The organism is Paenibacillus sp. FSL H3-0302, from assembly GCF_037982245.1.
GTDB lineage: Bacteria > Bacillota > Bacilli > Paenibacillales > Paenibacillaceae > Paenibacillus_AQ > Paenibacillus_AQ odorifer.
This window is the reverse complement of the sequence record NZ_CP150284.1, coordinates 13,544-38,847: the sequence shown is the minus strand read 5'-3', so window position 1 is coordinate 38,847 and position 25,304 is coordinate 13,544. Positions and strand designations below refer to the sequence as shown.

Genomic DNA, 25,304 nt, shown 5'->3' with positions numbered 1-25,304 from the left:
GTTATTCTAAGAATTCGTCTACAACACTTACTCTTCTGCTCTATCAAGCAACGCATTATAAATATCCCGTTTGGCTACACCCCGGTCTGATGCCGCTTTTTTCATAGCCTCTTTCCGTGGTACATCCTGTGCTTCGTAATGAGCTACATGATCTTCAATGCTTAACTGACGCCACCACGCCGATTCTGCGATTTCTGCATCTTCCTTGCTCTCCCCTTCTACGACAATAACATATTCGCCTAGCGGAGGATGTTCAGCCAGCCATAGTGTACATTCCTCAATCGAACCGCGTAGAAACTCCTCATATCTTTTCGTTAATTCACGTGCCAACACAATCTGGCGATTACCGAATGCTTCTTGAAGATGAGCAAGTGTCTTAACTACGCGATGGGGAGATTCGTAGAACAACAAAGTGCCTTGAGCCGAACGAAGTGGACTTAATGCTGCTCGGATGTCCTTACGCTCTCGGGGAAGAAAGCCGATAAAGGTGAACGTATTCGTAGATAGACCAGAAGCGATCAAAGCTGACAACGCTGCGTTAGCTCCAGGGATAGGAATCACCGGAATTCCATGACTTATTGCAAGGGCTACAAGATCCGCTCCAGGGTCAGAAATCGCTGGTAAACCGGCATCGCTGACGAGTGCCAAATTTTTTCCTTCTATTATATAGCGTACAAGCTCAGGTCCACTGGCGGCCTTATTATGCTCATGATAACTAAACAACATCGAAGGTGAAATCTCAAAGTGGCTGAGTAATTTTCGGGTCTGTCTCGTATCTTCCGCGGCAATAATATCACATTCCTGCAATGTACGGACTGCACGATAGGTCATATCCTCCAGATTACCGATAGGTGTAGCCACCAGAAAAAGCGACCCTGTTGTCTCCTGAGTACTGGTATTAGTCTTGTTTTGAAAACTGCTTTGGCATGATATCGTCATGATTTACCCTCTTTAGCACCATAGTAGATGTCCATAATCTCTGGACAGTATTGATTGTCCTCATTATATACGATGAGCGGTGGTTGTAAACGAACCTCAGGCTTTCCATCACGTGCAGCTTCGATTAATACCATATTTGCCTCCAGATGGGCACGTGGATGTACAAACCGAATAATCTTTGGCTCGAGTCTATATTGTCTCATAAGACTGATAATATCAACCAACCGTTGTGGTTTATGAACCATACTTACCTTTCCGCCCGTCCGAACCAATCGCACACAAGCCTGAATGACCTCCTCCAGTGTACAGCCTATCTCATGGCGAGCCATAGCTTGATGGTTGTTCAGCTTCAGATCACTGCCATTAAGCGGCATATAAGGAGGGTTCACCGTTATTGCATCATACACCCCATGTCCTGCGGTAGTATATAACTCGCGCAAATCACCTTCATGAATTACAACCTGATCCTGAAGGCCATTTAGAGCCACGCTACGACGAGCCATATCAGCTAAACGAGGTTGTATTTCAATGCCTTCTATAGAAGCTTTTGTCCGGGTAGTCATTAAAATCGGTATTACACCATTTCCCGTACAAAGATCTAGAACTCTTCCACGTGGCGGAACACTGGCGAAACGAGCAAGCAATACAGCATCCATAGAAAAACTAAATACTTCATCACTTTGAATAATGCGCAGGTCATGTGTTAGTAAATCATCCACCCGCTCCGTCGGTAACAAGGGGACAGATATATCATTAAAAGAATTCGTCATGTAATAATCTCCTAAAGGTTTTGATGAGAAAAACTTGTTTCAAAGGCATATGCCTATTGGCTAAAATTCAAAAAAAACCGTAGGATTAATCTCCTACGGCTGGATATCCTCATTTATTAAGAAAAGAAAGACAGAACAGACAGTCACCTTCCGTGCGTAAATGTCCAAAATAAACATTACAGATGTGAAAGCCTTCGTGGTAAAGTCGAGCCAAGTTGTCATAACCTTCCCCGACAACCTCTTCTGTTCCCTCTCCGGTAGCTAAAAGAGCTTCCGCCTCCGCAGAATCTACGGTAGGATCCAAAGGTGCATCCCGCTTTAAAATTTTGCGAAGCTGTTCATTCTCCAGAGTTAACCTCTGGTTAGCTTCCATCAGTTCTTTTACCGTCTGTTTCCATTCTCCAAGATTGGCGCGCATCGTTTCCATCTGCGCTTCCATATCCTGCATGTGTGCAAATATATTTTTCTTCTCCAAGTTTCCACCCCGAAAGTAACCTTATATGGTTTACTTGACGACAACATCATCCATTGGAAGTTCCTTAACTTTGCCCACTTCAAACAACTGTACATGAACCGTACGGTTTCCGGCATTGATTCCTACTACTTTGCCATCCCCCAATGAGGTCACGACAATCTTGCCGACCGCTGGCATTTCTTCCTTTACACTCTCATAATTGTCATGCTCAAATTTCAAACAACACATCAGACGTCCACAAAGTCCGGAAATCTTCGTCGGATTAAGTGAAAGGTTCTGATCCTTGGCCATTTTTATGGATACGGGTTCAAAATCCCCTAACCAAGAGGAGCAGCAAAGCACTCGTCCACAAGGTCCAAGTCCACCTAGCATCTTAGCTTCATCACGTACCCCAATTTGCCGAAGCTCAATGCGGGTCCGAAAAATACTTGCCAGATCCTTAACCAATTCTCTAAAGTCAACGCGTCCTTCAGCCGTAAAGTAAAATATAATCTTATTACGGTCAAAAGTAAACTCTACATCTACGAGCTTCATTTTGAGACCGTGGTCGCGTATTTTATTTAAACAGGTGGTAAAAGCCTCCTTAGCGGCGCTTTTGTTCTCCTCAACAACGCGTGCGTCGGTTTCTCCGGCAATACGCATCACTTTTTTGAGGGGTAGTACAACATCGGACTCCTCCACCTCTTTTTTGCCTACGACAACCTTACCGTATTCCACCCCACGTGCTGTCTCAACAATAACACATTGATCTCGTTCAATCGGAAAATCAAGTGGATCAAAATAATATATTTTACCCGCTTTTTTAAAACGGACACCTACTACGCTGTACAAAAATTAACCCCCTTGTTTGCCGGTAAAAGGAACCTATGGGCATGTCCGCTCCCTGATGATCCATGCTTGTCCTTCCTCGTCTGTTAAAACGATACTTCCAGGTAAAGCGACATCCGGAGGATATATCATTGCTAACCCTTTAACTTTCCAGTCGGATTAAGAACTGCTCCAGACACAACTGGGCATTGGCATTGGAACGCAGCTTCTTAGTACTCTCTGCAGCATATCCCATATAAGCCACCCATTGTTCCGCACTGCGCCCACGGGCATGCCTGGAAATAAAGTCTAACTGATCTATAAAAACGATACTTTCGTGCTTGCGGTACAGGAAGTAGAGCATATCTTTAAACCATAGATGGAACATGCTGAAAAGGATATCCAAATGTTCAGCGAGCCCAGTCTTGAACAGCTTCTGCCCGGCAGTTGCTACCGTGGAGCTGCCCTTGCTTAAGGACTCCTTAGCTAATTGTAACACTAGATTTCTCATTTCTGCAAACCAATTCTGTTCCAAAAGTTCCCTGCAACCATCAAGTCCCGAACTGAGTGATACTGCACATCGAGCTAAGGGGATCGGCACACCCTCACTTGCTAGCGCTTGAAGCATAATATCCGGATTTAACGGACTAAATGGGATCCGCTGAGTCCGTGACTGAATCGTCGGCAATAAAGAACGACTATTATCAGATATTAGGATTCCCACTGCCGGAGCTGGCGGTTCTTCCAGAAACTTCAACAAACTATTGGCAGCTTGTACCGTCATTTTGTCTGCCCCATCTATAATATAAACCTTTGGATTCACACCCTCAGATCGATAGGAAAAGACACGCTGCAGCTCACGGATCTGGTCTATTTTTATGCTTGCACCGTCGGGCTGCAGCAATGACAAATCAGGATGGTTTCCATGCTCAACCTTTCGGCACTCTAGACATTCGCCACAGGCGTCATCCTTGCTTTCCGTGCAAAAAATTGCTTGGGCAAACATCAGCGCCGTCTTCATTTGTCCACTGCCTGCTGGTCCTGTAAATAAATAAGCATGGCTCACAGCATCCTTGCGCAAGGCATTTTGGAGTAGCCGTTTAGCATGCTCCTGGCCTACTATATCATGAAAAGGCATAATTTCCTCCCAAAACTTTAAAAAGAAAGGTTGATTAACAACCCACGAATTTCTCCAACACGTCCCAACAGATCTATTCGGCCCTGCTCACTATTCAGCAGATCGTCTGCCATAGATAGCAAAGCCGCATCAATTTCCTCAAGCAGCTTGTAACGCTTACCCCGCCCACGTCTATCCCATCCACGTGTCTCTTTCAGTATAACGCCTCTACGAGCGGTTTCTTCCAGAAACCTTTTGATCATCATCCGGTAAATGGTGAGTTCACGAATGGTCATAGACTTAGATAAACGGTCGCCTTGTGACTGTATTTCTTTGATCTGGCGGTTTAGTTCATCTTTGGTTTTCTGTTCACCTTGCTGCTGAAAAACGTCAGAGAACGATTTCTGCTGAACAGGCTTATTAGCCCCTTCTGCATTTGGAAGCTCACTCTTTAAGGGCCTATATCCCGGATTGATCTTCAAAGGTTATCTACCGCCCCTTTTTTGTAAATGACTTACTCATTTATATTATACTTAATAATGTTCGAAACGATCTACAGGAAGCACGAATACAGTAGCGCCACCGACCTGTACTTCAACAGGGAGCGGTAAATAGGAATCCGTCGTGCCACTCATCGGAGTTACTGGAGTGACTAGTTGTTCACGCACTTTACAGCTGTTACGGATAACGTTCAATACAGCTTCGATCTGACTGTCTTCTACCCCAATCATAAATGTCGTATTTCCCGCCCGCAGAAATCCACCTGTACTTGCGAGTTTGGTAGCACGGAAATTGGCTTTTACTAGCTCACTGGATAACCGGTTACTGTCTTTATCCTGGATAATTGCAATGATCAACTTCATCTTCGCATTCCCTCCCAAAAAAGTTTTATGGAGTATTACTACTTAATGTGTTCTTAGTAGTAACCTCACTTCATAAGCAAACGCTTAGTTATATGCCACTTCTCTTATTATATTAGACAAAACACCCTAAAAACCCTTTAATACTCTCTCTTCAAGAGTTCTCACGATATCTTGTTCTACCAGATGAATAGGGCGGTTTGCATCAAGAACTACTATTCTCTCCGGATTCGCCTTAATTAATAAATGATAACCTTCACGAACCTTCTGATGAAAGGCAAGACTCTCCATATCCAGACGATTGACTTCGCGATCTTGATTGGCCGCAATCCGTGATAATCCAATCTCAGGGTCTACATCCAGATAAAAGGTTAGATCGGGCATGCGATTTCCAATAGCAAAACGGTTAATACTCCACACCTCTTCCATACCTAATCCTCTTGCATGTCCTTGATAAACGAGACTGCTGTCTACAAAGCGGTCACAGAGGACTGTAAGCCCTTCTCTAAGAGCTGGCTCTACTACTTCAGCGAGATGTTGGCTTCTTGATGCAGCGTACAGCAATGCCTCAGTACGTGCATCCATTGCAGTATGGGCAGGATCCAGAATAATAGAGCGAATTTTTTCGGCGATTTCTATGCCTCCAGGTTCACGTGTAATTCGATAGGGCATGGACCGATTCTGCAAATATGCTGCTACTCTGCCCAGTACCGTTGTTTTTCCGGAGCCTTCGCCCCCTTCTAATGTTATGAAGAAACCTTCTTTGCCCACTTATACTTCTCCGCCCTTCTGAATGTTGTATACCTTAATACGCTGCAAGACCGGATCAGCACAAGCCTGGAACTTCGCGCCTCCATAAGCTAAACCAGTCAGTCTTTGCTGTATCTGATCTGTGATGACTTCACCCGGATATAATAATGGAATGCCTGGTGGATAGGGAATTACCATTTCTGCAGCTACTCTCCCCACGCTGTGTTCAAGATTAATACTTTCTACCTCATTGACTGATACCGGCTTCAAAGAGAAGGGAACAGGTGCTGAGATTTGTAAAACATTCAAATTGTTCCACGTGGAAATATTTTGAGATTCTAAAATGCCAGCGGTGTGCGGTGATTCGGATGTAACCTCCGAATCTATTTCCCGCAGCGCCTGCAATAACCTTGCTGCATCTTCGGCCTTCGAACCGAGGCTGAACAGCAGCACTACGTGCCGGTCGTCACTCATCTCCGGCACACAGCCCTTAGCCTCGAGCCTGCGCTGCAGCTCGAAACCGCCTAGGACCCCGGTGGCGTCATAAATGACGACTTTGAAGGGGTCCTGCGTCTCGTACGCCGCCTTATGCAGCGGCGTGCCGTCGTGCAGCGGCTCTGCCGGCTGCACCAATCCATAGCGCGGCAGCTCGGCAAGGCCGCGCCGCAGGACATCCACGGCGGCCAGCCCCGCCGTGAATGCATCGCTGCCCCGGCTGTGCAGCAGCCGCCGGGCAAGATCAAGCGACGCCATCATAGGATATGATGGGCTGGAGCTCTGCACCATGGCGAGCCGCTGCGAGAGCAGGGCACGGTCGAGCCGCTGCCCTTGAACATGCAGCATAGCGCCCATGGTCATCGCAGTGAGCATCTTGTGCGTGGACTGCACTACGCCGTCTGCGCCACAAGCAAGCGCCCCGGCAGGCAGTGCCGGGTGCTGCCCGTAATGCGCCCCATGCGCTTCATCGACAAGCAGCGGTACACCGCTGTCGTGGCAAATACGCGCGAGGGGCGCAAGGTCACTGCCCATGCCGTAGTAATTGGGCATGGTGACAAATACAGCGGCGGCTTCCGGATAGGCTGCAAGTGCAGCCTCAACAGCTTCTGCCGCCGGCGCTACTGCCAAGCCGCTGAGTGGATCAATTAGCGGCTCGACGAAAACAGCCCTCACTCCAGCTAACATAAGACCATGAATCACTGATTTATGCACATTTCGTTGAAGAATCAGAATCATTCCTGGCTCGGGGCAAGCCGTTAGAATCAGCGCCAGGTTACCCGCCGTACTTCCGCCAACTAGAAAAAAACTCTCCTCTGCTCCAAAGCAATCCGCAGCCAACTCCTGTGCTTCCTTAATGACTCCCTCAGGATGATGAAGATCATCCGTACCGGTAATCTCCGTAACATCGTACTTCATGACCTCATCTAGAAACCCAGCGCCTTCTACGCCGTCATATGCCGCTCCATTTTTATGTCCCGGCACATGATAAGATATATTACCCACAATTCTATATTGCTCCAGCATTTCGTATACAGGTGCCCTACATCGTTGTAATTTATTCATATTAAATTCCTTCCCATAGGGTTCCTTCTATTTTAACGTAAATATTCAAAAACTCCTATGTTTCCTCATAAAAGCATCTGACTGAACAGCAAAACGGCTCCCCCCGCTTAAACAACGAGGAAGCCGTATATGAATATCTCTAATGCAGCCCTTATATCTTTCATCCAGACTGCTCTCTTATCCGCATCAATTAACAGAGTTACTCTACTTAAGCGTTCTTTTGCAATCCGATCTTCTTCATCTGGCCAATAAAAAAACGGTACTTAGCATCTTCTGCCTCGGTACGGATCATTTCTGCCTCACAATCCTCACAAATAAAATGCGAGACAATCACAATACCTTCTTCTTTTTCCTGCCCACAAATGATACAAGCTTGCCCGGTTTGCTGTTCCATAACCATCCCACCTTGACTCTTTTAAGAACAGTATGATACACCTTCTATCATTTTAAACCTTTTCATAGTTTTTTCATATCCTTCGTTTCGTGTATTATATATATTCCGCTGACCCTATATCGGTGAATATTCGCCCATAGTTTAATAAAATGCTTTCATTCGCCGATATTAAGAACATATGAATCTGTGAGGAGGTTAGTCTATTTTATATGGAACCCAACACCAAAGGCGCTGCTACATTCTATCAATATAAATTAATCAAAAAAATTAATCTAACGGCACCTCTGCTGCGTGTTTATATTTTGCTCCCTCTTTTGGTCCTTGTGCTCGAGACAGTCTTTCTTTCTTGGTGGAGTATTCTCTACTTAATTATAGCTGCTCCGGTTATGTTCTGGGTTCAATATGTTATTTCACGCTCAGTACTTCTAATCTCCGGGCATCCTATTTCAAAAAGATGGTCCATCTCATTTAAAATCCCGTGGCTTGGCTTCATGCCAGATCAACACATTAGTTACCGCATTTTCCGTAAAGTACAGTTACATAATTTTTATATTGGTCTTTGTATTGCAGCTCTCTTTATTTTTTGGTCTCCACCGGCATTTACAGTATCCCTGATTATTTGCCACTTGTGGCTTTTATTGCCCCGTCTCTATACACTGTTCAAAATAAATCAACGCAACAAGGAAGGCATGCTGAAGTTTAATCCATCCGATGCCTCCTATTACTCTCAATAGAGTACAGTTAACCTGTGTTCGCATATAAATAAATAATCGCCATCCATAAAGGACGGCGATTATTTATTTTGTCTTAAGACCTTTAATTAAGGCCTTCTTTTCTTTAGGAATCATAACTATAAAATAATCATCATGCACTGTTAAATGAACCGTTACTCCATCCTTCTGAAAAACACCAGATGAATCGGTATTCTCCTCTTCCTGTTCAACCCATCCCCAGGCCTTAATAGTATCCATATACTCCTCTGGGATGCCGTTCTTCTCCTTTAATCCAGGTAAAGAATAACGCACATAATCCATAGCAACGTTTGTCGTAGTCTGGTCTGGTGAGTACGCCTCTTGGGGCACAGGGAAATTTTTCTCGTTTAGCGCACCCTCAAAAGCATCCCAGCTGGGCGCTTTCGTACCGCAGCCTGCCAGTATTAAAGCTACTATACACGAAAAAATTAATATCTTAATAATTCTTGTTTGTTTCATGCCTTAAATCCTCCTTACCTCCACAATGCATCTAAAGACACAAGAAAATTCAAAGTTAGAATTTATGAGTAGTTCCTTCGTATTAGAGATGTTGCTTATTATTTGCACTTATCTATTATACTTGTATCGACCTCAGCGTCGGTAACAAAAATGTCACTCAATTACAGCCCCTTCAGATGTTGTACTCCCCTTCAAATAACACTCTTGTCCAAAAAAAACAAAAAAGCCACTGCTGATAAATCAACAATGGCTTAATGTGCTTGGCAACGTCCTACTCTTCCAGGACCCTTCGGTCCAAGTACCATCGGCGCTGGAGGGCTTAACGGTCGTGTTCGGGATGGGTACGCGTGGAACCCCTCCGCTATCGCCACCAAACATGCATCTGTGGAACAGACGCTACCGCATGAAATTCAGTTCATCACCAGAAGTGACAATGAATTTCTAAGCGTGTTACAGGCTTGATCGCCTGAAAACTGAATCCGAAACGAATTTGCATTCTACGTATAGGATAAGCCCTCGACCGATTAGTATTGGTCAGCTCCATGCATTGCTGCACTTCCACCTCCAACCTATCTACCTCGTCGTCTTCAAGGGGTCTTACTAATTGGGAAATCTCATCTTGAGGGGGCTTCACGCTTAGATGCTTTCAGCGCTTATCCCGTCCGTACGTAGCTACCCAGCCATGCTCCTGGCGGAACAACTGGTGCACCAGCGGTACGTCCATCCCGGTCCTCTCGTACTAAGGACAGCTCCTCTCAAATTTCCTGCGCCCACGACAGATAGGGACCGAACTGTCTCACGACGTTCTGAACCCAGCTCGCGTACCGCTTTAATGGGCGAACAGCCCAACCCTTGGGACCTACTTCAGCCCCAGGATGCGATGAGCCGACATCGAGGTGCCAAACCTCCCCGTCGATGTGGACTCTTGGGGGAGATAAGCCTGTTATCCCCAGGGTAGCTTTTATCCGTTGAGCGATGGCCCTTCCATGCGGTACCACCGGATCACTAAGTCCGACTTTCGTCCCTGCTCGACTTGTAGGTCTCGCAGTCAAGCTCCCTTATGCCTTTGCACTCTGCGAATGATTTCCAACCATTCTGAGGGAACCTTGGAACGCCTCCGTTACTCTTTAGGAGGCGACCGCCCCAGTCAAACTGCCCGCCTGACACGGTCCCCGTACCCGGTAAGGGTACTAGGTTAGAACCTAGATACGATCAGGGTGGTATCCCAACGGCGCCTCCACCGAAGCTTGCGCTCCGATTTCTACGGCTCCCACCTATCCTGTACAGATCGTACCCAAATTCAATATCAAGCTGCAGTAAAGCTCCATGGGGTCTTTCCGTCTTGTCGCGGGTAACCTGCATCTTCACAGGTATTAAAATTTCACCGGATCTCTCGTTGAGACAGCGCCCAAGTCGTTACGCCATTCGTGCGGGTCAGAATTTACCTGACAAGGAATTTCGCTACCTTAGGACCGTTATAGTTACGGCCGCCGTTTACTGGGGCTTCGGTTCATAGCTTCGGGTTACCCCTAACCACTCCCCTTAACCTTCCAGCACCGGGCAGGCGTCAGCCCGTATACTTCGCCTTGCGGCTTCGCACAGACCTGTGTTTTTGCTAAACAGTCGCTTGGGCCTTTTCACTGCGGCCCCCTCGTGCTATTCACACTACCGGGGCACCCCTTCTCCCGAAGTTACGGGGTCATTTTGCCGAGTTCCTTAACGAGAGTTCTTCCGCGCGCCTTAGAATTCTCTTCTCGCCTACCTGTGTCGGTTTGCGGTACGGGCACCTTCTCCTGGCTAGAGGCTTTTCTTGGCAGTGTGAGATCATGACCTTCGCTACTACAATTTTCGCTCCCCATCACAGCCCAGCCTTATCGATGTGCGGATTTGCCTACACATCAGCCTCACTGCTTAGACGGACATCCATCAGTCCGCGTCACTACCCTCCTGCGTCACCCCATCGCTCATAGCGGATTACGGTGGTACAGTAATTTCAAACTGTTGTCCTTCGACTACGCCTTTCGGCCTCGCCTTAGGTCCCGACTTACCCTGAGCGGACGAGCCTTCCTCAGGAAACCTTGGGCTTTCGGCGGATCAGATTCTCACTGATCTTTTCGTTACTCATACTCTAAGCATTCTCACTTGTGTAGTGTCCAGCGCTCTTTTCAGTACACCTTCAACCCCTACACAACGCTCCCCTACCCCAGATGCAAAGCATCTAGCCATAGCTTCGGTGGTGTGTTTAGCCCCGTTACATTTTCGGCGCAGAGTCACTCGACCAGTGAGCTATTACGCACTCTTTCAATGGTGGCTGCTTCTAAGCCAACATCCTGGTTGTCTGTGCAACTCCACATCCTTTCCCACTTAACACACACTTGGGGACCTTAGCTGATGGTCTGGGCTGTTTCCCTTTTGACAATGGATCTTAGCACTCACTGTCTGACTCCCGGCAATAAGTATATGGCATTCGGAGTTTGACTGAGCTTGGTAATCCTTGCGGACCCCGCACCCAATCAGTGCTCTACCTCCACTACTCTTATACCGAGGCTAGCCCTAAAGCTATTTCGGGGAGAACCAGCTATCTCCGAGTTCGATTGGAATTTCTCCGCTACCCCCACCTCATCCCCGCACTTTTCAACGTACGTGGGTTCGGGCCTCCAGTGCGTGTTACCGCACCTTCACCCTGGACAGGGGTAGATCACACGGTTTCGGGTCTACGTCCACATACTAATTCGCCCTATTCAGACTCGCTTTCGCTGCGGCTCCACCTTCTCGGCTTAACCTTGCATGTTAAACGTAACTCGCTTAGTTCATTCTACAAAAGGCACGCCATCACCCATTAATAGGGCTCTGACTTTTTGTAAGCACACGGTTTCAGGTTCTATTTCACTCCCCTTCCGGGGTGCTTTTCACCTTTCCCTCACGGTACTGTTTCACTATCGGTCGCCAGGTAGTATTTAGCCTTAGCAGATGGTCCTGCTGGATTCATACGGGGTTTCACGTGCCCCGCACTACTCGGGATCCGTCTCGGAGAGAACACAGTTTAGGTTACAGGGCTTTTACCTCTATCGCGGGCCTTTCCAGACCTCTTCACCTACCATATTCCTTTGTAACTCCATGTGAGACGTCCCACAACCCCTAAGAGCAAGCTCTTAGGTTTAGGCTGTTCCGCGTTCGCTCGCCGCTACTGACGGAATCACTATTGTTTTCTCTTCCTCAGGGTACTTAGATGTTTCAGTTCCCCTGGTCTGCCTCTACACACCCTATGTATTCAGGTATGAGTAACTGCGAATTACCACAGCTGGGTTTCCCCATTCGGACACCCCCGGATCAAAGCTTGCTTACAGCTCCCCGAGGCAGTTTCGTTGTTCGCCACGTCCTTCGTCGGCTCCTGGCGCCTAGGCATCCTCCGTGTGCTCTTATTAGCTTAACCTTGATTTTTCCGCAGGAAAATATCATACGATGACATTCTCTTTGGAATCATCTCACTAATAACATTTACTTGTTTGCACAAGTTGCTAAAAGATGTTCTAAAACGCAAATTCGTTTCGGTATCCAGTTTTCAAGGATCAAGTCTTACTTGAGAGCTTAAACTCTCAAAACTGAGCAACGAGTGAGTAACAGGCCTAAACCTGAGTTTTGGAAGCTTAGCTTCCGATTTGAATGTTCTCATTGCAGAGAACGATTCTCCATAGAAAGGAGGTGATCCAGCCGCACCTTCCGATACGGCTACCTTGTTACGACTTCACCCCAATCATCTACCCCACCTTCGGCGGCTGGCTCCCTTGCGGGTTACCCCACCGACTTCGGGTGTTGTAAACTCTCGTGGTGTGACGGGCGGTGTGTACAAGACCCGGGAACGTATTCACCGCGGCATGCTGATCCGCGATTACTAGCAATTCCGACTTCATGCAGGCGAGTTGCAGCCTGCAATCCGAACTGAGACCGGCTTTGATGGGATTGGCTCCACCTCGCGGCTTCGCTTCCCGTTGTACCTACCATTGTAGTACGTGTGTAGCCCAGGTCATAAGGGGCATGATGATTTGACGTCATCCCCACCTTCCTCCGGTTTGTCATAAGCAGTCACTCTAGAGTGCCCAACATTACTTGCTGGCAACTAAAGTTAAGGGTTGCGCTCGTTGCGGGACTTAACCCAACATCTCACGACACGAGCTGACGACAACCATGCACCACCTGTCTCCTCTGTCCCGAAGGCCGCCACTATCTCTAGTGGATTCAGAGGGATGTCAAGACCTGGTAAGGTTCTTCGCGTTGCTTCGAATTAAACCACATACTCCACTGCTTGTGCGGGTCCCCGTCAATTCCTTTGAGTTTCAGTCTTGCGACCGTACTCCCCAGGCGGAGTGCTTACTGTGTTAACTTCGGCACCAAGGGTATCGAAACCCCTAACACCTAGCACTCATCGTTTACGGCGTGGACTACCAGGGTATCTAATCCTGTTTGCTCCCCACGCTTTCGCGCCTCAGCGTCAGTTACAGCCCAGAAAGTCGCCTTCGCCACTGGTGTTCCTCCACATATCTACGCATTTCACCGCTACACGTGGAATTCCACTTTCCTCTTCTGTACTCAAGCCACCCAGTTTCCAGTGCGACCTCAGGTTGAGCCCAAGGTTTAAACACCAGACTTAAATAGCCGCCTGCGCGCGCTTTACGCCCAATAATTCCGGACAACGCTTGCCCCCTACGTATTACCGCGGCTGCTGGCACGTAGTTAGCCGGGGCTTTCTTCTCAGGTACCGTCACTCCGGTAGCAGTTACTCTACCGGACGTTCTTCCCTGGCAACAGAGCTTTACGATCCGAAAACCTTCATCACTCACGCGGCGTTGCTCCGTCAGGCTTTCGCCCATTGCGGAAGATTCCCTACTGCTGCCTCCCGTAGGAGTCTGGGCCGTGTCTCAGTCCCAGTGTGGCCGTTCACCCTCTCAGGTCGGCTACGCATCGTCGCCTTGGTGGGCCGTTACCCCACCAACTAGCTAATGCGCCGCAGGCCCATCCCTCAGTGACAGATTGCTCCGTCTTTCATTCTTCTCTCAGGAGAAAAAAGAAATTATCCGGTATTAGCTACCGTTTCCGGTAGTTATCCCAGTCTGAAGGGCAGGTTGCCTACGTGTTACTCACCCGTCCGCCGCTAAGTTATTTTGAAAGCAAGCTTTCAAAATAACTCCGCTCGACTTGCATGTATTAGGCACGCCGCCAGCGTTCGTCCTGAGCCAGGATCAAACTCTCCAATTAGTATTGAAAAGAGCGATATGCTCATTTTGAAACATCTGACGAGAAAATTAATTCTCTAATTTGGATTTCACTTGCGTGATTTCCTACTCACTCGTTGTTCAGTTTTCAAAGATCAAGTTCTCGTTGGCGCCGTTTAATGTCTCAGCAGCAACTCTTATACTATATCATGTTCGGCTATTTAATGTCAAGCTCTTTTTTTAACTTCTTTTTCGAGCTCGGCATGTGTACTTCTTGGCCGGACTTAGAATATATCATGTATGGAGATGCATTGCAAGAGTTTTTTTATATAAAATCAAAAGCATAAAACATCATCTATGTATTATCGTATTATAATAACTACCTCCCCTTATCATCTAATTATCTAGAAAGTAAAAAAACAACTGCAGAAGATAACAGTTGTTTTTTAGAAGAAGCTTAGACGATTCTAGATTAATTCCGCTTCCTTCGCTCCAGTAATTACGGCAATGATATTGCTTCGAAGTGCCTCCGCATTGTGCGCTTCATATGGATCCGCTTTGAAAACAACAGCATCTGCAATAAAACCTTCTGCAATTTGTCCCAGCTCGTTACCGCTCCCCAGAATATCAGCAGCACTTTTAGTCGCAGCCTGCCAAGCTTCTCTCCGAGTTAAGCCATAATCAATCAATGTATCCAGTTCTTGAAGGTTATAGCCATGTAGTGCAGGTGTGGCATAATCTGTACCGAATCCAATACGAACGCCTTCTCTTTTTGCATAATGAATGGCCTTGGAATGACATTCGGCAGCGCGGGCAGCTCGGTCGCAAATGATCGGGTTCAACGCTAGAACGCCTTTTGGGTCTGCAGCAATACGATAAATTGATGTGGTGGGTACAAACGCTACCCTCGAGTTAGCAAGTCTTCCTGCCTGATCCTCAGTTAGAAACATCCCATGCTCTATTGATTCCACGCCGGCCTGGATGGACCAGTCTATCGTCACTCCGCCCCAGGTATGAACCAGTACCTTCTTATCATGGGCATGTGCATTACGAACAATGAACGAGAACTCTTCTTCGGAAAAGATCGGGTCAACGACTTTCTCGGTAGGTGCTCCAAGCCCGCCTGTGGCCATGATTTTTATCCAACCCGCTCCTGTAGCAAAGATTTCCGCCATGCGTTGTTCTAAATGCTTAAGACCACGGGCATCTGCTGCTCCAATCATATCGCTACTGGTCTGCACTCTTAATGGATGCTGATATTGCTGAACAAGATGCTGCACTGTGCTCGGCAGAATCCCACCTGCATCACGGGCAGTCGTTACACCCGTTCTAAGAGTAGCTTCAAAAGCTTGTGCCTGCATAATTTCGATCTCGTTGGCATCGCGCTTCAATTGATCAGAGTGGTCAAAATCTGTCCAAGCTAAATGCGTATGAAGATCAATAATACCCGGACTTAGCCACAGATCTGTTCCTGCAAGATTTGACTCTACTTGATGCGGCTCCGCTTCAGTAATGGATGAAAAACGCCCATCCTTTATCACGACATCAAAACGTCTGCCTTCGATACCTGCTATAAAAATGTCATTGAACGTTTGCAGCTCTGGATGCTTATGAATCATCTTCATTCCCCCCATGCCAGCCGAACAGCTGCTAATGCCTGAACAGGGTCTTGTTTCAACAGTTCGGCAAGCGTGGATATAGCCTTCTCCACACTTTGCCGCTCAGCATTCGTTCCAAAATGGTTGATCCGTAGAAGATGGCCAAATAATTCTCCGTCTCCGGGAGCCACAATGCCTATAGGCTGCTCAATCCGCAACTCTTGCTTTCCAGAAATCCGCACCGTTGTAGTCAGCGTAGAATAATGTCTGCTGTCCTTTTGCCAAGGCTCAAGCCCCAAGGATTTAATACCAGCTACAGCAGCTGCTGCGGCTCGCTCATGGCGTTTGATTACTTGATCCAATCCTTCTTCTTCAATTCGTGTCAAAGCTTGAGTCAAGGCTCTAGCCTCCAGCGTAGGAATGTTTGGGGCAACCCGCAATGGCGCGGCGTCTCCAAGTGATGGTTTCAGATCCAGCAAGGATAAGATAGAATTGCGTGGAGCATTTTCATTCGACTCAAGAAATTCCCAGCCACGTGGAGAAATACTTACGGCACTAACACCGTTGGGTCCAGCTAAGGCTTTTTGCGCACCTATAACTGCAAAATCAACGGACCATTCATCCACCAGCAGGGCCTCCCCCCCAACCGCAGATACGGAGTCCGACACAGTAATTAGATTGAATTCTTTTGCAATTTCAAATATTTCTTTAGCAGGATTAGAGCCTCCAGTAACCACTTCAGCTTGAACAAAAGAAAGGGCACAAGGTTTAAACTCCTTAATCGCAGAAGCAACTTGGTCGCTAGTGACCACTTCATCAAAAGGAACCTTTACTTCAACAACCGTTGCTCCACCCCGCTCAAGCCATTTTCCAAATAAACTTCCATAAGGACCTGTTACTATATTTACAATGGTTCGACCGGGTGCAGCTATTCCGGCGGCTACCGCCTCGATTCCAAGGATTGCCTCAGCCGGAATAATAACTGGAGGGTGCTCAGTAAACAAGACTTTGGAAATTAAATGTGTTAGCTTATTGTACTCAGCCAGTGAAAGTGGCACGTATCCTTTATGTTCTCGGTTCATAAAAAAACCTCCTGATGTACTTTATTTTGGCATTTTCGGAACCGCCGACAACAGCTCATAACTGTATTCATGTTTAGGACGGATGAAGAATTGGTCCCGCGGACTCTGCTCCACGAGCCTTCCTTGCCGCATAACTGCTACCGTATCGCTAATTGCATTGATTACTCCTAGATCATGAGAAATAAAAAGCATGGTGAGATTAAGCTCAGCCTTCAGCGTATTGAATAGTTCGAGCACACTAAGCTGCACAGATACATCCAACGCACTTGTAGGTTCATCCGCGATCAGGATGTTTGGCTCAACACTTAATGCACGAGCGATCGCTATCCGTTGACGCTGGCCGCCGGAAAATTCATGCGGGAATTTGTCTAACGCCTTTTGTTCTAAATGAACTTGATTCAAAAGCTCTTTGCAACTTTGTTCAACATCTGTACGCCCCACTATTTTATGAAACAATAAGGGCTCGGAAAGAATTTGCCTAATCGAATGTTTAGGATTTAGCGAAGCATCTGGATTTTGGAAAATCATCTGGATTGTTTTGTGCTGCTCACGGCTTCTTTTCTTTTTTAATTCTTGGGTTCCCAACAGAATCTGTCCCTCATTTGGGGCAATCAGTCCAGCAATTACTCGCGCCAGTGTAGATTTCCCTGATCCGGATTCTCCAACAAGCCCAAGGGTGGTGTGCTGCTCAAGATTCAGATTGATATGATCCAGTGCAGTAAAGCCGCCATAATGAACAGTTAAATCTTTTATTTGTAAGGCTAATTCCATGAGTCTCTACTCCCTTCAAGCTCTGGCAAAGGAAGCACCGAATCAATCAGCATCTGTGTGTAAGGGTCTTTCGGATTTCGCAAAATATCAAGGGTATTGCCCTGCTCAACAATCTGTCCCTGTTTCATTACACATAGCCGTGAACACAAGTTTGCTGCAATCGCTAGGTTATGCGTAACAAATACCATGGCAAAACTGAGCTCATGCTGGAGGCTCGTGATCGTCTCAATAATTTGCCGTTGAACCGTGACGTCCAGTGCCGTTGTCGGCTCATCACAGAGAAGTATGCCTGGCTTGCACGCCAGTGCCAGAGCGATGACTACCCGTTGACACTGACCGCCTGACAGCTGACTCGGATACCGGTCCTTTTTCTTCAATGAATCGGGGAGACCAAGCCTTTCGAGCAGTTCCAGTGCAATTACCCGCGAAGTCTTACGGCTTACTTTCTGTCTGTAATACACAACTTCAGCCAGTTGTTTGACAACCGTACAGAGCGGATCAAGCGCACCTCTTGGATCTTGAAATACCATCGCACTGCTTACGTCACTTTTAATGGTGCCACCAGTCTGTTCAACACCATTTGGAAGCAAGCCTAAAATTGCACGCAGCGTAAGCGATTTTCCTGATCCCGATTCACCTACTAATCCCAGACTCTCCCCTCTACCCAGCGAAAAACTAACATTATTGACCAATCTCTCATTTGACTTAGCTGCCAGCGATAGCGCCTCTATTTCTAAAATGGGTTGTATAGACATTATTTTTTCCTCCATATGTCTGCCAAACCATCACCTAGGAGCGACAAAGCTATCCCCGTATACACCACTGCAAATCCCGGAACGGCCGAGAGCCACCAAGCTGTAGTGATGAAGGGCTGTCCATCTGAAATCATTGTCCCCCAGTCAGGAGTTGGCGGTGTAATGCCGATACCAAGATACCCGAGTGTAACAATGGCAACAAGCAATCCAATCATATCTGTCATAAGGACGACCACGGCTTGCGGAAGTACATTCGGCAGGAGATGACGCAAAATAATTTTCACTCCTGGTAGCCCTAAGGTTTGAGCGGACGCCACCCATTCCTGATTACGAAAAGAAGCACTAAGACCTCTGACGACACGGGCAAAGACAATCCATCCTACAAAGATAAAAGTAATATAAATGCCTCGTTCTCCTGCTCCACTTGCAAAAGCCACGATAATAACGATCAGATAAAAAGGAAAGGCGATGAATGTATCTGACAACAGCGTAATAACTGTATCGATCCATTTGCCGTAATATCCTGCCAGCATTCCTAGAAATACACCTGTGCAAAAGGGAATGATTTCTGCCAAGACCATGATTTTCAAATCAGTCCTCGCTGCATAAACCAGTCTGGTAAACAGATCACGCCCTAATTGATCAGTTCCCAACCAATGTTCGGCTGACGGAGGCTGTAAAAAGGCACTCAAATTTTGCTCAGAGGGGTCATAAGGACTTATATAAGGTATAAACACAGTCAAGAGAATAAGAGCTGCAAACATAATAATTCCCACTAGAAGTGATGGGGTATTCCATATTCGCTTTAAGCCGCTTGTTATCTTACCGTCTTCATACAATCGCGAGTCTAGTCTTATAGTTTTCATTGTTTTCCTTTCGTTCTGGGATCAAGCCACCAGGAAATGATTTCAATCAAGAGACTGATGATCACAACAGATAGCGCACAGTAAAGTGCTATTCCTTGAATAACCGGAAAGTCCCGTTTCGAAATTGAGGTGAACAATAAGCTGCCAATTCCCTTAATTCCAAATACCTGCTCAACGACCAAGGTGCCTCCGATTAAATAAGAAATATTCACACCCAGCAGCATTAACGTAGGAAGAGCAGAGTTGCGCAGCACATGTTTAAATAAAATAACCCTGTTTGGTATGCCCGCAGCCTTAAGGGTGACTACAAAATCCGATTCTAACACTTCAAGCATCTGCGCTCTTAATGAACGAACAAGCGTAGGAACCTGTGAAAAAGCAACAGTGACTGCTGGAAGTGCAAGACTATGCAAGGTTCCGACCCACCCTTCACTTACTCCCCCAACAGGGAACCAGCCAAGCCGGACACTAAAGAGCAAAATTAAAAGTAAGCCAACCCAGAAGATTGGCATACCTAGAGTAATTGTAGGAAAAATACGTATCAAATGGTCCAGCAGTTTATCCTTATGCGTAGCGGCTACCGTAGCGAGCAGAAGGGATACAAAAATCGCCAACACACAAGCCATCACGATGAGCAGCAAAGTAACAGGGGCCCGTTGTGTAATCAACTCTCTTGTTGATGTCCCCATAATAATGGAGTTTCCAGTATCTCCTTGAGTAAACAGCGTCTTCACAAATCGGATGAATTGCTCCCATAAAGGGAGGTCCAGCCCAAGAGTATGATGCATACTCTTGAGCGCCTCAGGGGTGCTGTATTCTCCCAAAATCATTTTTGCTGGATCTCCCGGCACGATTCGTATGATGAAAAAGACTGCTATCATTACGCAGAAGATCACTGCCAATGCTTTTATAAGAGATATCACAAGCCAGTTGTAAGAACCCTTGCTTCCTTTCGGTTGATTTAACACCTGCTTAAGATTCATCATTGGCTGATGCGGACATCTTCGAAACGGGCACTGCCGTTCGGTAGAACAACGAGACCGTCAACTGAAGAACGAATACCTTTTAAAACATCTGGATAGTAAAGAGGAATATAAGGAACTTCATCAGCAAGGGTCTGCAGCAGCTTAGTATAGATTTGTGCACGTTCATCGCCATCCGCAGTTTTTTGTCCCTCATATAGAAGCTTCGTTACTTCATCATTTGTATAATGCGTCCAATATGATTTGCTGAAGCCTTCCGGATCGGTCTGGAAAGCAATAATTGAGTTCGCTTCAGGGGAATCCGCTTGGCCACTGTTCAGCATTGCCGCAAAATCATATGCGAAGAAACGTTCACGGAAAGTGGCAAGTTCAATCGATTCAATCTCAATCTTAATCCCGATCGTTTGGCCCGCTGCCTGAATAATTTGTGCCTCTTGAGCTCTTGTGCTATTACCGGATGCTACAAGTAATTTGGTAGTGAAGCCATTAGGGAAGGAAGATTTTGCAAGCTCCTCCTTGGCTGCTTCGATATTAAAGTTCAGTGCTTTGATTGTATCATTTGCGTTATAAGGAATCGTTGTTGGCAGCAATGAGTTTGCTGTTTGTGCATAACCAAAGGTTAGCGCCTTGGTCAAGCCCTCACGATCAAGCGCCAGCGCCAGAGCGCGACGGACATGCACATCAGAAAAATGTTCATCCAACGTATTAAAGAACAATTGCTCTGTCACCCAACTACCGTTAGTAACTACTTTAGTGTCAGCCCCGTCTTTAATCTCATTGGCATTTTGCAGAGCCAAAGATTCAATAGCATTAACTTCTCCAGCCTTCAGCTGGTTAATCGCTTGGCTGTCATCTTCAATCAGCTTATAAACGAGCTTATCAATATAGGGTTTACCTTCTTGCCAGTAGAATGTATTCTTAGTGAAGGTCAGATCACCAGCAGTGTCCCATGTTTCAACAACAAAAGGTCCCGTACCGATTGGTTTCTTGAAGAATTCCTCTTCGGATACTCCCCCGAAATTGTTAGGAAGGATACCATTTGAGAAATTAGATAGCTCCGAGATAAATGGTGTATAAGGCTCTTTAAGTGTAATAACAAGCGTTTTGTTATCTTGCGCTTTGATTGTGTCGACCTTTGCGGATATTGCAAGCGGGCCGCCTACCTTCAAGTGCCGCTCAAGAGAGAATACAGCATCTTCTGCGGTCACATCCGTACCATTGGAAAACTTCAACCCATCACGAAGCTCGAATGTATACGTCAGACCATCTTCACTGATATTATGTGACTTAGCAAGCCAATCTACAATTTCACCTTTGCTGTCAAAAGCGACTAATGATTCAAAGACTTTGTCGATTGCAAAAGCATTGTTGGACGTAATCTGATTATGCAAATCCAGCGAAGTTACAGAAGCAGGTCGTCCATAGACGAAAGTCCCTCCCGTTGCAGGTTCTGCAGTTTGAGGACTTTGAGTTGCCGGACTCGCACTTTCCTGTGCCTCTTTATTTGAATCAGCCTTATTATTAGACCCCGAGCACCCTGCAATTAACATCAATAGCAAAACTGCTATTGCCCCCAACAGAATTGGTTTCTTAATAGATACACTAAAGTACGACATAATTCGCTCCCCCTATAATTCTTATATGTTTAGTATGAATTGTATTATGGGTTAAACACTCTAGTCTGTCAAACATAATTTAATTTGCAACAATCCTTAAGTAAATATACATAACAAAAAGACCACTGTCGATTACTCAACAGTGGTCTTGCGTGCTTGGCAACGTCCTACTCTCCCAGGACCCTTCGGTCCAAGTACCATCGGCGCTGGAGGGCTTAACGGTCGTGTTCGGGATGGGTACGCGTGGAACCCCTCCGCTATCGCCACCAAACATGCGTCTATGAAACAGACGCTGCCGCGTAAAATTCGGTTCATCACCAGAAGTGACAATGAATTTCTAAGCGTGTTACAGGCTTGATGCCTGAAAACTGAATCCGAAACGAATCTGCATTCTAACTATAGGATAAGCCCTCGACCGATTAGTATTGGTCAGCTCCATGCATTGCTGCACTTCCACCTCCAACCTATCTACCTCGTCGTCTTCAAGGGGTCTTACTAATTGGGAAATCTCATCTTGAGGGGGGCTTCACGCTTAGATGCTTTCAGCGCTTATCCCGTCCGTACGTAGCTACCCAGCCATGCTCCTGGCGGAACAACTGGTGCACCAGCGGTACGTCCATCCCGGTCCTCTCGTACTAAGGACAGCTCCTCTCAAATTTCCTGCGCCCACGACAGATAGGGACCGAACTGTCTCACGACGTTCTGAACCCAGCTCGCGTACCGCTTTAATGGGCGAACAGCCCAACCCTTGGGACCTACTTCAGCCCCAGGATGCGATGAGCCGACATCGAGGTGCCAAACCTCCCCGTCGATGTGGACTCTTGGGGGAGATAAGCCTGTTATCCCCAGGGTAGCTTTTATCCGTTGAGCGATGGCCCTTCCATGCGGTACCACCGGATCACTAAGTCCGACTTTCGTCCCTGCTCGACTTGTAGGTCTCGCAGTCAAGCTCCCTTATGCCTTTGCACTCTGCGAATGATTTCCAACCATTCTGAGGGAACCTTGGAACGCCTCCGTTACTCTTTAGGAGGCGACCGCCCCAGTCAAACTGCCCGCCTGACACGGTCCCCGTACCCGGTAAGGGCACTAGGTTAGAACCTAGATACGATCAGGGTGGTATCCCAACGGCGCCTCCACCGAAGCTTGCGCTCCGATTTCTACGGCTCCCACCTATCCTGTACAGATCGTACCCAAATTCAATATCAAGCTGCAGTAAAGCTCCATGGGGTCTTTCCGTCTTGTCGCGGGTAACCTGCATCTTCACAGGTATTAAAATTTCACCGGATCTCTCGTTGAGACAGCGCCCAAGTCGTTACGCCATTCGTGCGGGTCAGAATTTACCTGACAAGGAATTTCGCTACCTTAGGACCGTTATAGTTACGGCCGCCGTTTACTGGGGCTTCGGTTCATAGCTTCGGGTTACCCCTAACCACTCCCCTTAACCTTCCAGCACCGGGCAGGCGTCAGCCCGTATACTTCGCCTTGCGGCTTCGCACAGACCTGTGTTTTTGCTAAACAGTCGCTTGGGCCTTTTCACTGCGGCCCCCTCGTGCTATTCACACTACCGGGGCACCCCTTCTCCCGAAGTTACGGGGTCATTTTGCCGAGTTCCTTAACGAGAGTTCTTCCGCGCGCCTTAGAATTCTCTTCTCGCCTACCTGTGTCGGTTTGCGGTACGGGCACCTTCTCCTGGCTAGAGGCTTTTCTTGGCAGTGTGAGATCATGACCTTCGCTACTACAATTTTCGCTCCCCATCACAGCCCAGCCTTAACGATGTGCGGATTTGCCTACACATCAGCCTCACTGCTTAGACGGACATCCATCAGTCCGCGTCACTACCCTCCTGCGTCACCCCATCGCTCATAGCGGATTACGGTGGTACAGTAATTTCAAACTGTTGTCCTTCGACTACGCCTTTCGGCCTCGCCTTAGGTCCCGACTTACCCTGAGCGGACGAGCCTTCCTCAGGAAACCTTGGGCTTTCGGCGGATCAGATTCTCACTGATCTTTTCGTTACTCATACCGGCATTCTCACTTGTGTAGTGTCCAGCGCTCTTTTCAGTACACCTTCAACCCCTACACAACGCTCCCCTACCCCAGATGCAAAGCATCTAGCCATAGCTTCGGTGGTGTGTTTAGCCCCGTTACATTTTCGGCGCAGAGTCACTCGACCAGTGAGCTATTACGCACTCTTTCAATGGTGGCTGCTTCTAAGCCAACATCCTGGTTGTCTGTGCAACTCCACATCCTTTCCCACTTAACACACACTTGGGGACCTTAGCTGATGGTCTGGGCTGTTTCCCTTTTGACAATGGATCTTAGCACTCACTGTCTGACTCCCGGCAATAAGTATATGGCATTCGGAGTTTGACTGAGCTTGGTAATCCTTGCGGACCCCGCACCCAATCAGTGCTCTACCTCCACTACTCTTATACCGAGGCTAGCCCTAAAGCTATTTCGGGGAGAACCAGCTATCTCCGAGTTCGATTGGAATTTCTCCGCTACCCCCACCTCATCCCCGCACTTTTCAACGTACGTGGGTTCGGGCCTCCAGTGCGTGTTACCGCACCTTCACCCTGGACAGGGGTAGATCACACGGTTTCGGGTCTACGTCCACATACTAATTCGCCCTATTCAGACTCGCTTTCGCTGCGGCTCCACCTTCTCGGCTTAACCTTGCATGTTAAACGTAACTCGCCGGTTCATTCTACAAAAGGCACGCCATCACCCATTAATAGGGCTCTGACTTTTTGTAAGCACACGGTTTCAGGTTCTATTTCACTCCCCTTCCGGGGTGCTTTTCACCTTTCCCTCACGGTACTGTTTCACTATCGGTCGCCAGGTAGTATTTAGCCTTAGCAGATGGTCCTGCTGGATTCATACGGGGTTTCACGTGCCCCGCACTACTCGGGATCCGTCTCGGAGAGAATACAGTTTAGGTTACAGGGCTTTTACCTCTATCGCGGGCCTTTCCAGACCTCTTCACCTACCATATTCCTTTGTAACTCCATGTGAGACGTCCCACAACCCCTAAGAGCAAGCTCTTAGGTTTAGGCTGTTCCGCGTTCGCTCGCCGCTACTGACGGAATCACTATTGTTTTCTCTTCCTCAGGGTACTTAGATGTTTCAGTTCCCCTGGTCTGCCTCTACATTTCCTATGTATTCAGAAATGAGTAACTGCGAATTACCACAGCTGGGTTTCCCCATTCGGACACCCCCGGATCAAAGCTTGCTTACAGCTCCCCGAGGCAGTTTCGTTGTTCGCCACGTCCTTCGTCGGCTCCTGGCGCCTAGGCATCCTCCGTGTGCTCTTATTAGCTTAACCTTGATTCTTCCGCAGGAAAATATCATACGATGACATTCTCTTTGGAATCATCTCACTAATAACATTTACTTGTTTACACAAGTTGCTAAAAGATGTTCTAAAACGCAAATTCGTTTCGGTATCCAGTTTTCAAGGATCAAGTCTTGCTGAGAGCTTAAACTCTCAAAACTGAGCAACGAGTGAGTAACAGACCTAAACCTGAGTTTTGGAAGCTT

Annotated in this window: 19 protein-coding genes and 5 rRNA genes; 1 reads left to right on the top strand and 23 read right to left on the bottom strand. The window is 47.2% G+C overall.

Annotated features, from left to right (window positions below; translation table 11 throughout):
- Positions 1-27 precede the first annotated feature (27 nt).
- The 10 genes from rsmI to MHH50_RS00125 all read right to left on the bottom strand — a co-directional run bounded on the left by rsmI (position 28) and on the right by MHH50_RS00125 (position 7,672).
- Positions 28-939, bottom strand: coding sequence for a 16S rRNA (cytidine(1402)-2'-O)-methyltransferase (gene rsmI / locus MHH50_RS00170; RefSeq protein ID WP_340033833.1), 912 nt, complete (start codon positions 937-939; stop codon positions 28-30).
- Positions 936-1,709 (bottom strand): tRNA1(Val) (adenine(37)-N6)-methyltransferase, encoded by a 774-nt coding sequence (locus MHH50_RS00165; RefSeq protein ID WP_036678833.1) that lies wholly within the window; start codon positions 1,707-1,709, stop codon positions 936-938. Before MHH50_RS00165 ends, rsmI begins: the two co-directional genes overlap by 4 nt.
- Positions 1,710-1,818: 109 nt before the next feature.
- On the bottom strand, positions 1,819-2,184 hold the full coding sequence (yabA, locus tag MHH50_RS00160) for a DNA replication initiation control protein YabA (protein WP_036678835.1): 366 nt from the start codon (positions 2,182-2,184) through the stop codon (positions 1,819-1,821).
- A 30-nt stretch (positions 2,185-2,214) separates the two neighbouring features.
- A complete protein-coding gene (locus MHH50_RS00155; protein WP_036678838.1) occupies positions 2,215-3,015 on the bottom strand; it encodes a stage 0 sporulation family protein in 801 nt (266 codons plus the stop codon).
- A 139-nt stretch (positions 3,016-3,154) separates the two neighbouring features.
- Complete coding sequence (gene holB, locus MHH50_RS00150) at positions 3,155-4,129, bottom strand: DNA polymerase III subunit delta' (protein ID WP_076099912.1); 975 nt, start codon at positions 4,127-4,129, stop codon at positions 3,155-3,157.
- Positions 4,130-4,146: 17 nt separating this feature from the next.
- Positions 4,147-4,590, bottom strand: coding sequence for a YaaR family protein (locus MHH50_RS00145; protein ID WP_036678842.1), 444 nt, complete (start codon positions 4,588-4,590; stop codon positions 4,147-4,149).
- 51 nt (positions 4,591-4,641) lie between these two features.
- Positions 4,642-4,971: a cyclic-di-AMP receptor gene (locus tag MHH50_RS00140; RefSeq protein WP_036678844.1), complete on the bottom strand. Its 330-nt coding sequence runs from the start codon at positions 4,969-4,971 to the stop codon at positions 4,642-4,644.
- Positions 4,972-5,097: 126 nt separating this feature from the next.
- The gene (gene tmk / locus MHH50_RS00135) at positions 5,098-5,739 is read right to left on the bottom strand and encodes a dTMP kinase (protein ID WP_036678846.1); all 642 of its coding nucleotides are present in this window, start codon (positions 5,737-5,739) and stop codon (positions 5,098-5,100) included.
- On the bottom strand, positions 5,740-7,278 hold the full coding sequence (locus MHH50_RS00130; RefSeq protein WP_340033832.1) for an aminotransferase class I/II-fold pyridoxal phosphate-dependent enzyme: 1,539 nt from the start codon (positions 7,276-7,278) through the stop codon (positions 5,740-5,742).
- Between the two features lie 208 nt (positions 7,279-7,486).
- Positions 7,487-7,672 (bottom strand): sigma factor G inhibitor Gin, encoded by a 186-nt coding sequence (locus tag MHH50_RS00125; RefSeq protein ID WP_036678851.1) that lies wholly within the window; start codon positions 7,670-7,672, stop codon positions 7,487-7,489.
- 209 nt (positions 7,673-7,881) lie between these two features.
- On the opposite strand from MHH50_RS00125, the gene MHH50_RS00120 reads away from it, so the two are divergent.
- On the top strand, positions 7,882-8,406 hold the full coding sequence (locus tag MHH50_RS00120; protein ID WP_076194944.1) for a hypothetical protein: 525 nt from the start codon (positions 7,882-7,884) through the stop codon (positions 8,404-8,406).
- Between the two features lie 63 nt (positions 8,407-8,469).
- Here the strand turns inward: MHH50_RS00120 and MHH50_RS00115 are convergent, their stop codons facing one another.
- The 13 genes from MHH50_RS00115 to MHH50_RS00055 all read right to left on the bottom strand — a co-directional run bounded on the left by MHH50_RS00115 (position 8,470) and on the right by MHH50_RS00055 (position 25,089).
- Positions 8,470-8,883 (bottom strand): hypothetical protein, encoded by a 414-nt coding sequence (locus tag MHH50_RS00115; protein ID WP_036678856.1) that lies wholly within the window; start codon positions 8,881-8,883, stop codon positions 8,470-8,472.
- 258 nt (positions 8,884-9,141) lie between these two features.
- A 5S ribosomal RNA gene (gene rrf / locus MHH50_RS00110) occupies positions 9,142-9,258 on the bottom strand.
- A 129-nt stretch (positions 9,259-9,387) separates the two neighbouring features.
- A 23S ribosomal RNA gene (locus MHH50_RS00105) occupies positions 9,388-12,316 on the bottom strand.
- Between the two features lie 262 nt (positions 12,317-12,578).
- Positions 12,579-14,136 (bottom strand): 16S ribosomal RNA (locus tag MHH50_RS00100).
- The 16S, 23S and 5S rRNA genes sit together here, the layout of an rRNA operon.
- A gap of 424 nt (positions 14,137-14,560) precedes the next feature.
- A complete protein-coding gene (locus tag MHH50_RS00095) occupies positions 14,561-15,712 on the bottom strand; it encodes an amidohydrolase family protein (RefSeq protein ID WP_076303492.1) in 1,152 nt (383 codons plus the stop codon).
- A gap of 2 nt (positions 15,713-15,714) precedes the next feature.
- Positions 15,715-16,773, bottom strand: coding sequence for an aminotransferase class V-fold PLP-dependent enzyme (locus tag MHH50_RS00090; RefSeq protein ID WP_076195264.1), 1,059 nt, complete (start codon positions 16,771-16,773; stop codon positions 15,715-15,717).
- 21 nt (positions 16,774-16,794) lie between these two features.
- Complete coding sequence (locus tag MHH50_RS00085; protein WP_340033831.1) at positions 16,795-17,544, bottom strand: ATP-binding cassette domain-containing protein; 750 nt, start codon at positions 17,542-17,544, stop codon at positions 16,795-16,797.
- A complete protein-coding gene (locus MHH50_RS00080; protein ID WP_076195269.1) occupies positions 17,535-18,299 on the bottom strand; it encodes an ABC transporter ATP-binding protein in 765 nt (254 codons plus the stop codon). The genes MHH50_RS00085 and MHH50_RS00080 overlap by 10 nt, the downstream gene beginning before the upstream one ends.
- Positions 18,299-19,165 (bottom strand): ABC transporter permease, encoded by an 867-nt coding sequence (locus tag MHH50_RS00075; protein WP_139330225.1) that lies wholly within the window; start codon positions 19,163-19,165, stop codon positions 18,299-18,301. Before MHH50_RS00075 ends, MHH50_RS00080 begins: the two co-directional genes overlap by 1 nt.
- Positions 19,162-20,151, bottom strand: coding sequence for an ABC transporter permease (locus MHH50_RS00070; protein WP_076195271.1), 990 nt, complete (start codon positions 20,149-20,151; stop codon positions 19,162-19,164). Before MHH50_RS00070 ends, MHH50_RS00075 begins: the two co-directional genes overlap by 4 nt.
- Positions 20,148-21,764, bottom strand: a complete 1,617-nt coding sequence (locus tag MHH50_RS00065) for an ABC transporter substrate-binding protein (RefSeq protein WP_076195273.1) — start codon at positions 21,762-21,764, stop codon at positions 20,148-20,150. Before MHH50_RS00065 ends, MHH50_RS00070 begins: the two co-directional genes overlap by 4 nt.
- 154 nt (positions 21,765-21,918) lie before the next feature.
- A 5S ribosomal RNA gene (rrf, locus tag MHH50_RS00060) occupies positions 21,919-22,035 on the bottom strand.
- Positions 22,036-22,163: 128 nt separating this feature from the next.
- Positions 22,164-25,089, bottom strand: a 23S ribosomal RNA gene (locus tag MHH50_RS00055).
- Positions 25,090-25,304: the final 215 nt, after the last annotated feature.

Excerpts from the sequence above, each read along its gene's own strand:
- rsmI (WP_340033833.1), bottom strand. The coding sequence starts at position 939 with ATGACGATATCATGCCAAAGCAGTTTTCAAAACAAGACTAATACCAGT.
- MHH50_RS00165 (WP_036678833.1), bottom strand. The coding sequence starts at position 1,709 with ATGACGAATTCTTTTAATGATATATCTGTCCCCTTGTTACCGACGGAG.
- holB (WP_076099912.1), bottom strand. The coding sequence starts at position 4,129 with ATGCCTTTTCATGATATAGTAGGCCAGGAGCATGCTAAACGGCTACTC.
- MHH50_RS00140 (WP_036678844.1), bottom strand. The coding sequence starts at position 4,971 with ATGAAGTTGATCATTGCAATTATCCAGGATAAAGACAGTAACCGGTTA.
- MHH50_RS00130 (WP_340033832.1), bottom strand. The coding sequence starts at position 7,278 with ATGAATAAATTACAACGATGTAGGGCACCTGTATACGAAATGCTGGAG.
- MHH50_RS00125 (WP_036678851.1), bottom strand. The coding sequence starts at position 7,672 with ATGGAACAGCAAACCGGGCAAGCTTGTATCATTTGTGGGCAGGAAAAA.
- MHH50_RS00120 (WP_076194944.1), top strand. The coding sequence starts at position 7,882 with ATGGAACCCAACACCAAAGGCGCTGCTACATTCTATCAATATAAATTA.
- MHH50_RS00115 (WP_036678856.1), bottom strand. The coding sequence starts at position 8,883 with ATGAAACAAACAAGAATTATTAAGATATTAATTTTTTCGTGTATAGTA.
- MHH50_RS00095 (WP_076303492.1), bottom strand. The coding sequence starts at position 15,712 with ATGATTCATAAGCATCCAGAGCTGCAAACGTTCAATGACATTTTTATA.
- MHH50_RS00090 (WP_076195264.1), bottom strand. The coding sequence starts at position 16,773 with ATGAACCGAGAACATAAAGGATACGTGCCACTTTCACTGGCTGAGTAC.
- MHH50_RS00085 (WP_340033831.1), bottom strand. The coding sequence starts at position 17,544 with ATGGAATTAGCCTTACAAATAAAAGATTTAACTGTTCATTATGGCGGC.
- MHH50_RS00080 (WP_076195269.1), bottom strand. The coding sequence starts at position 18,299 with ATGTCTATACAACCCATTTTAGAAATAGAGGCGCTATCGCTGGCAGCT.
- MHH50_RS00075 (WP_139330225.1), bottom strand. The coding sequence starts at position 19,165 with ATGAAAACTATAAGACTAGACTCGCGATTGTATGAAGACGGTAAGATA.
- MHH50_RS00070 (WP_076195271.1), bottom strand. The coding sequence starts at position 20,151 with ATGATGAATCTTAAGCAGGTGTTAAATCAACCGAAAGGAAGCAAGGGT.
- MHH50_RS00065 (WP_076195273.1), bottom strand. The coding sequence starts at position 21,764 with ATGTCGTACTTTAGTGTATCTATTAAGAAACCAATTCTGTTGGGGGCA.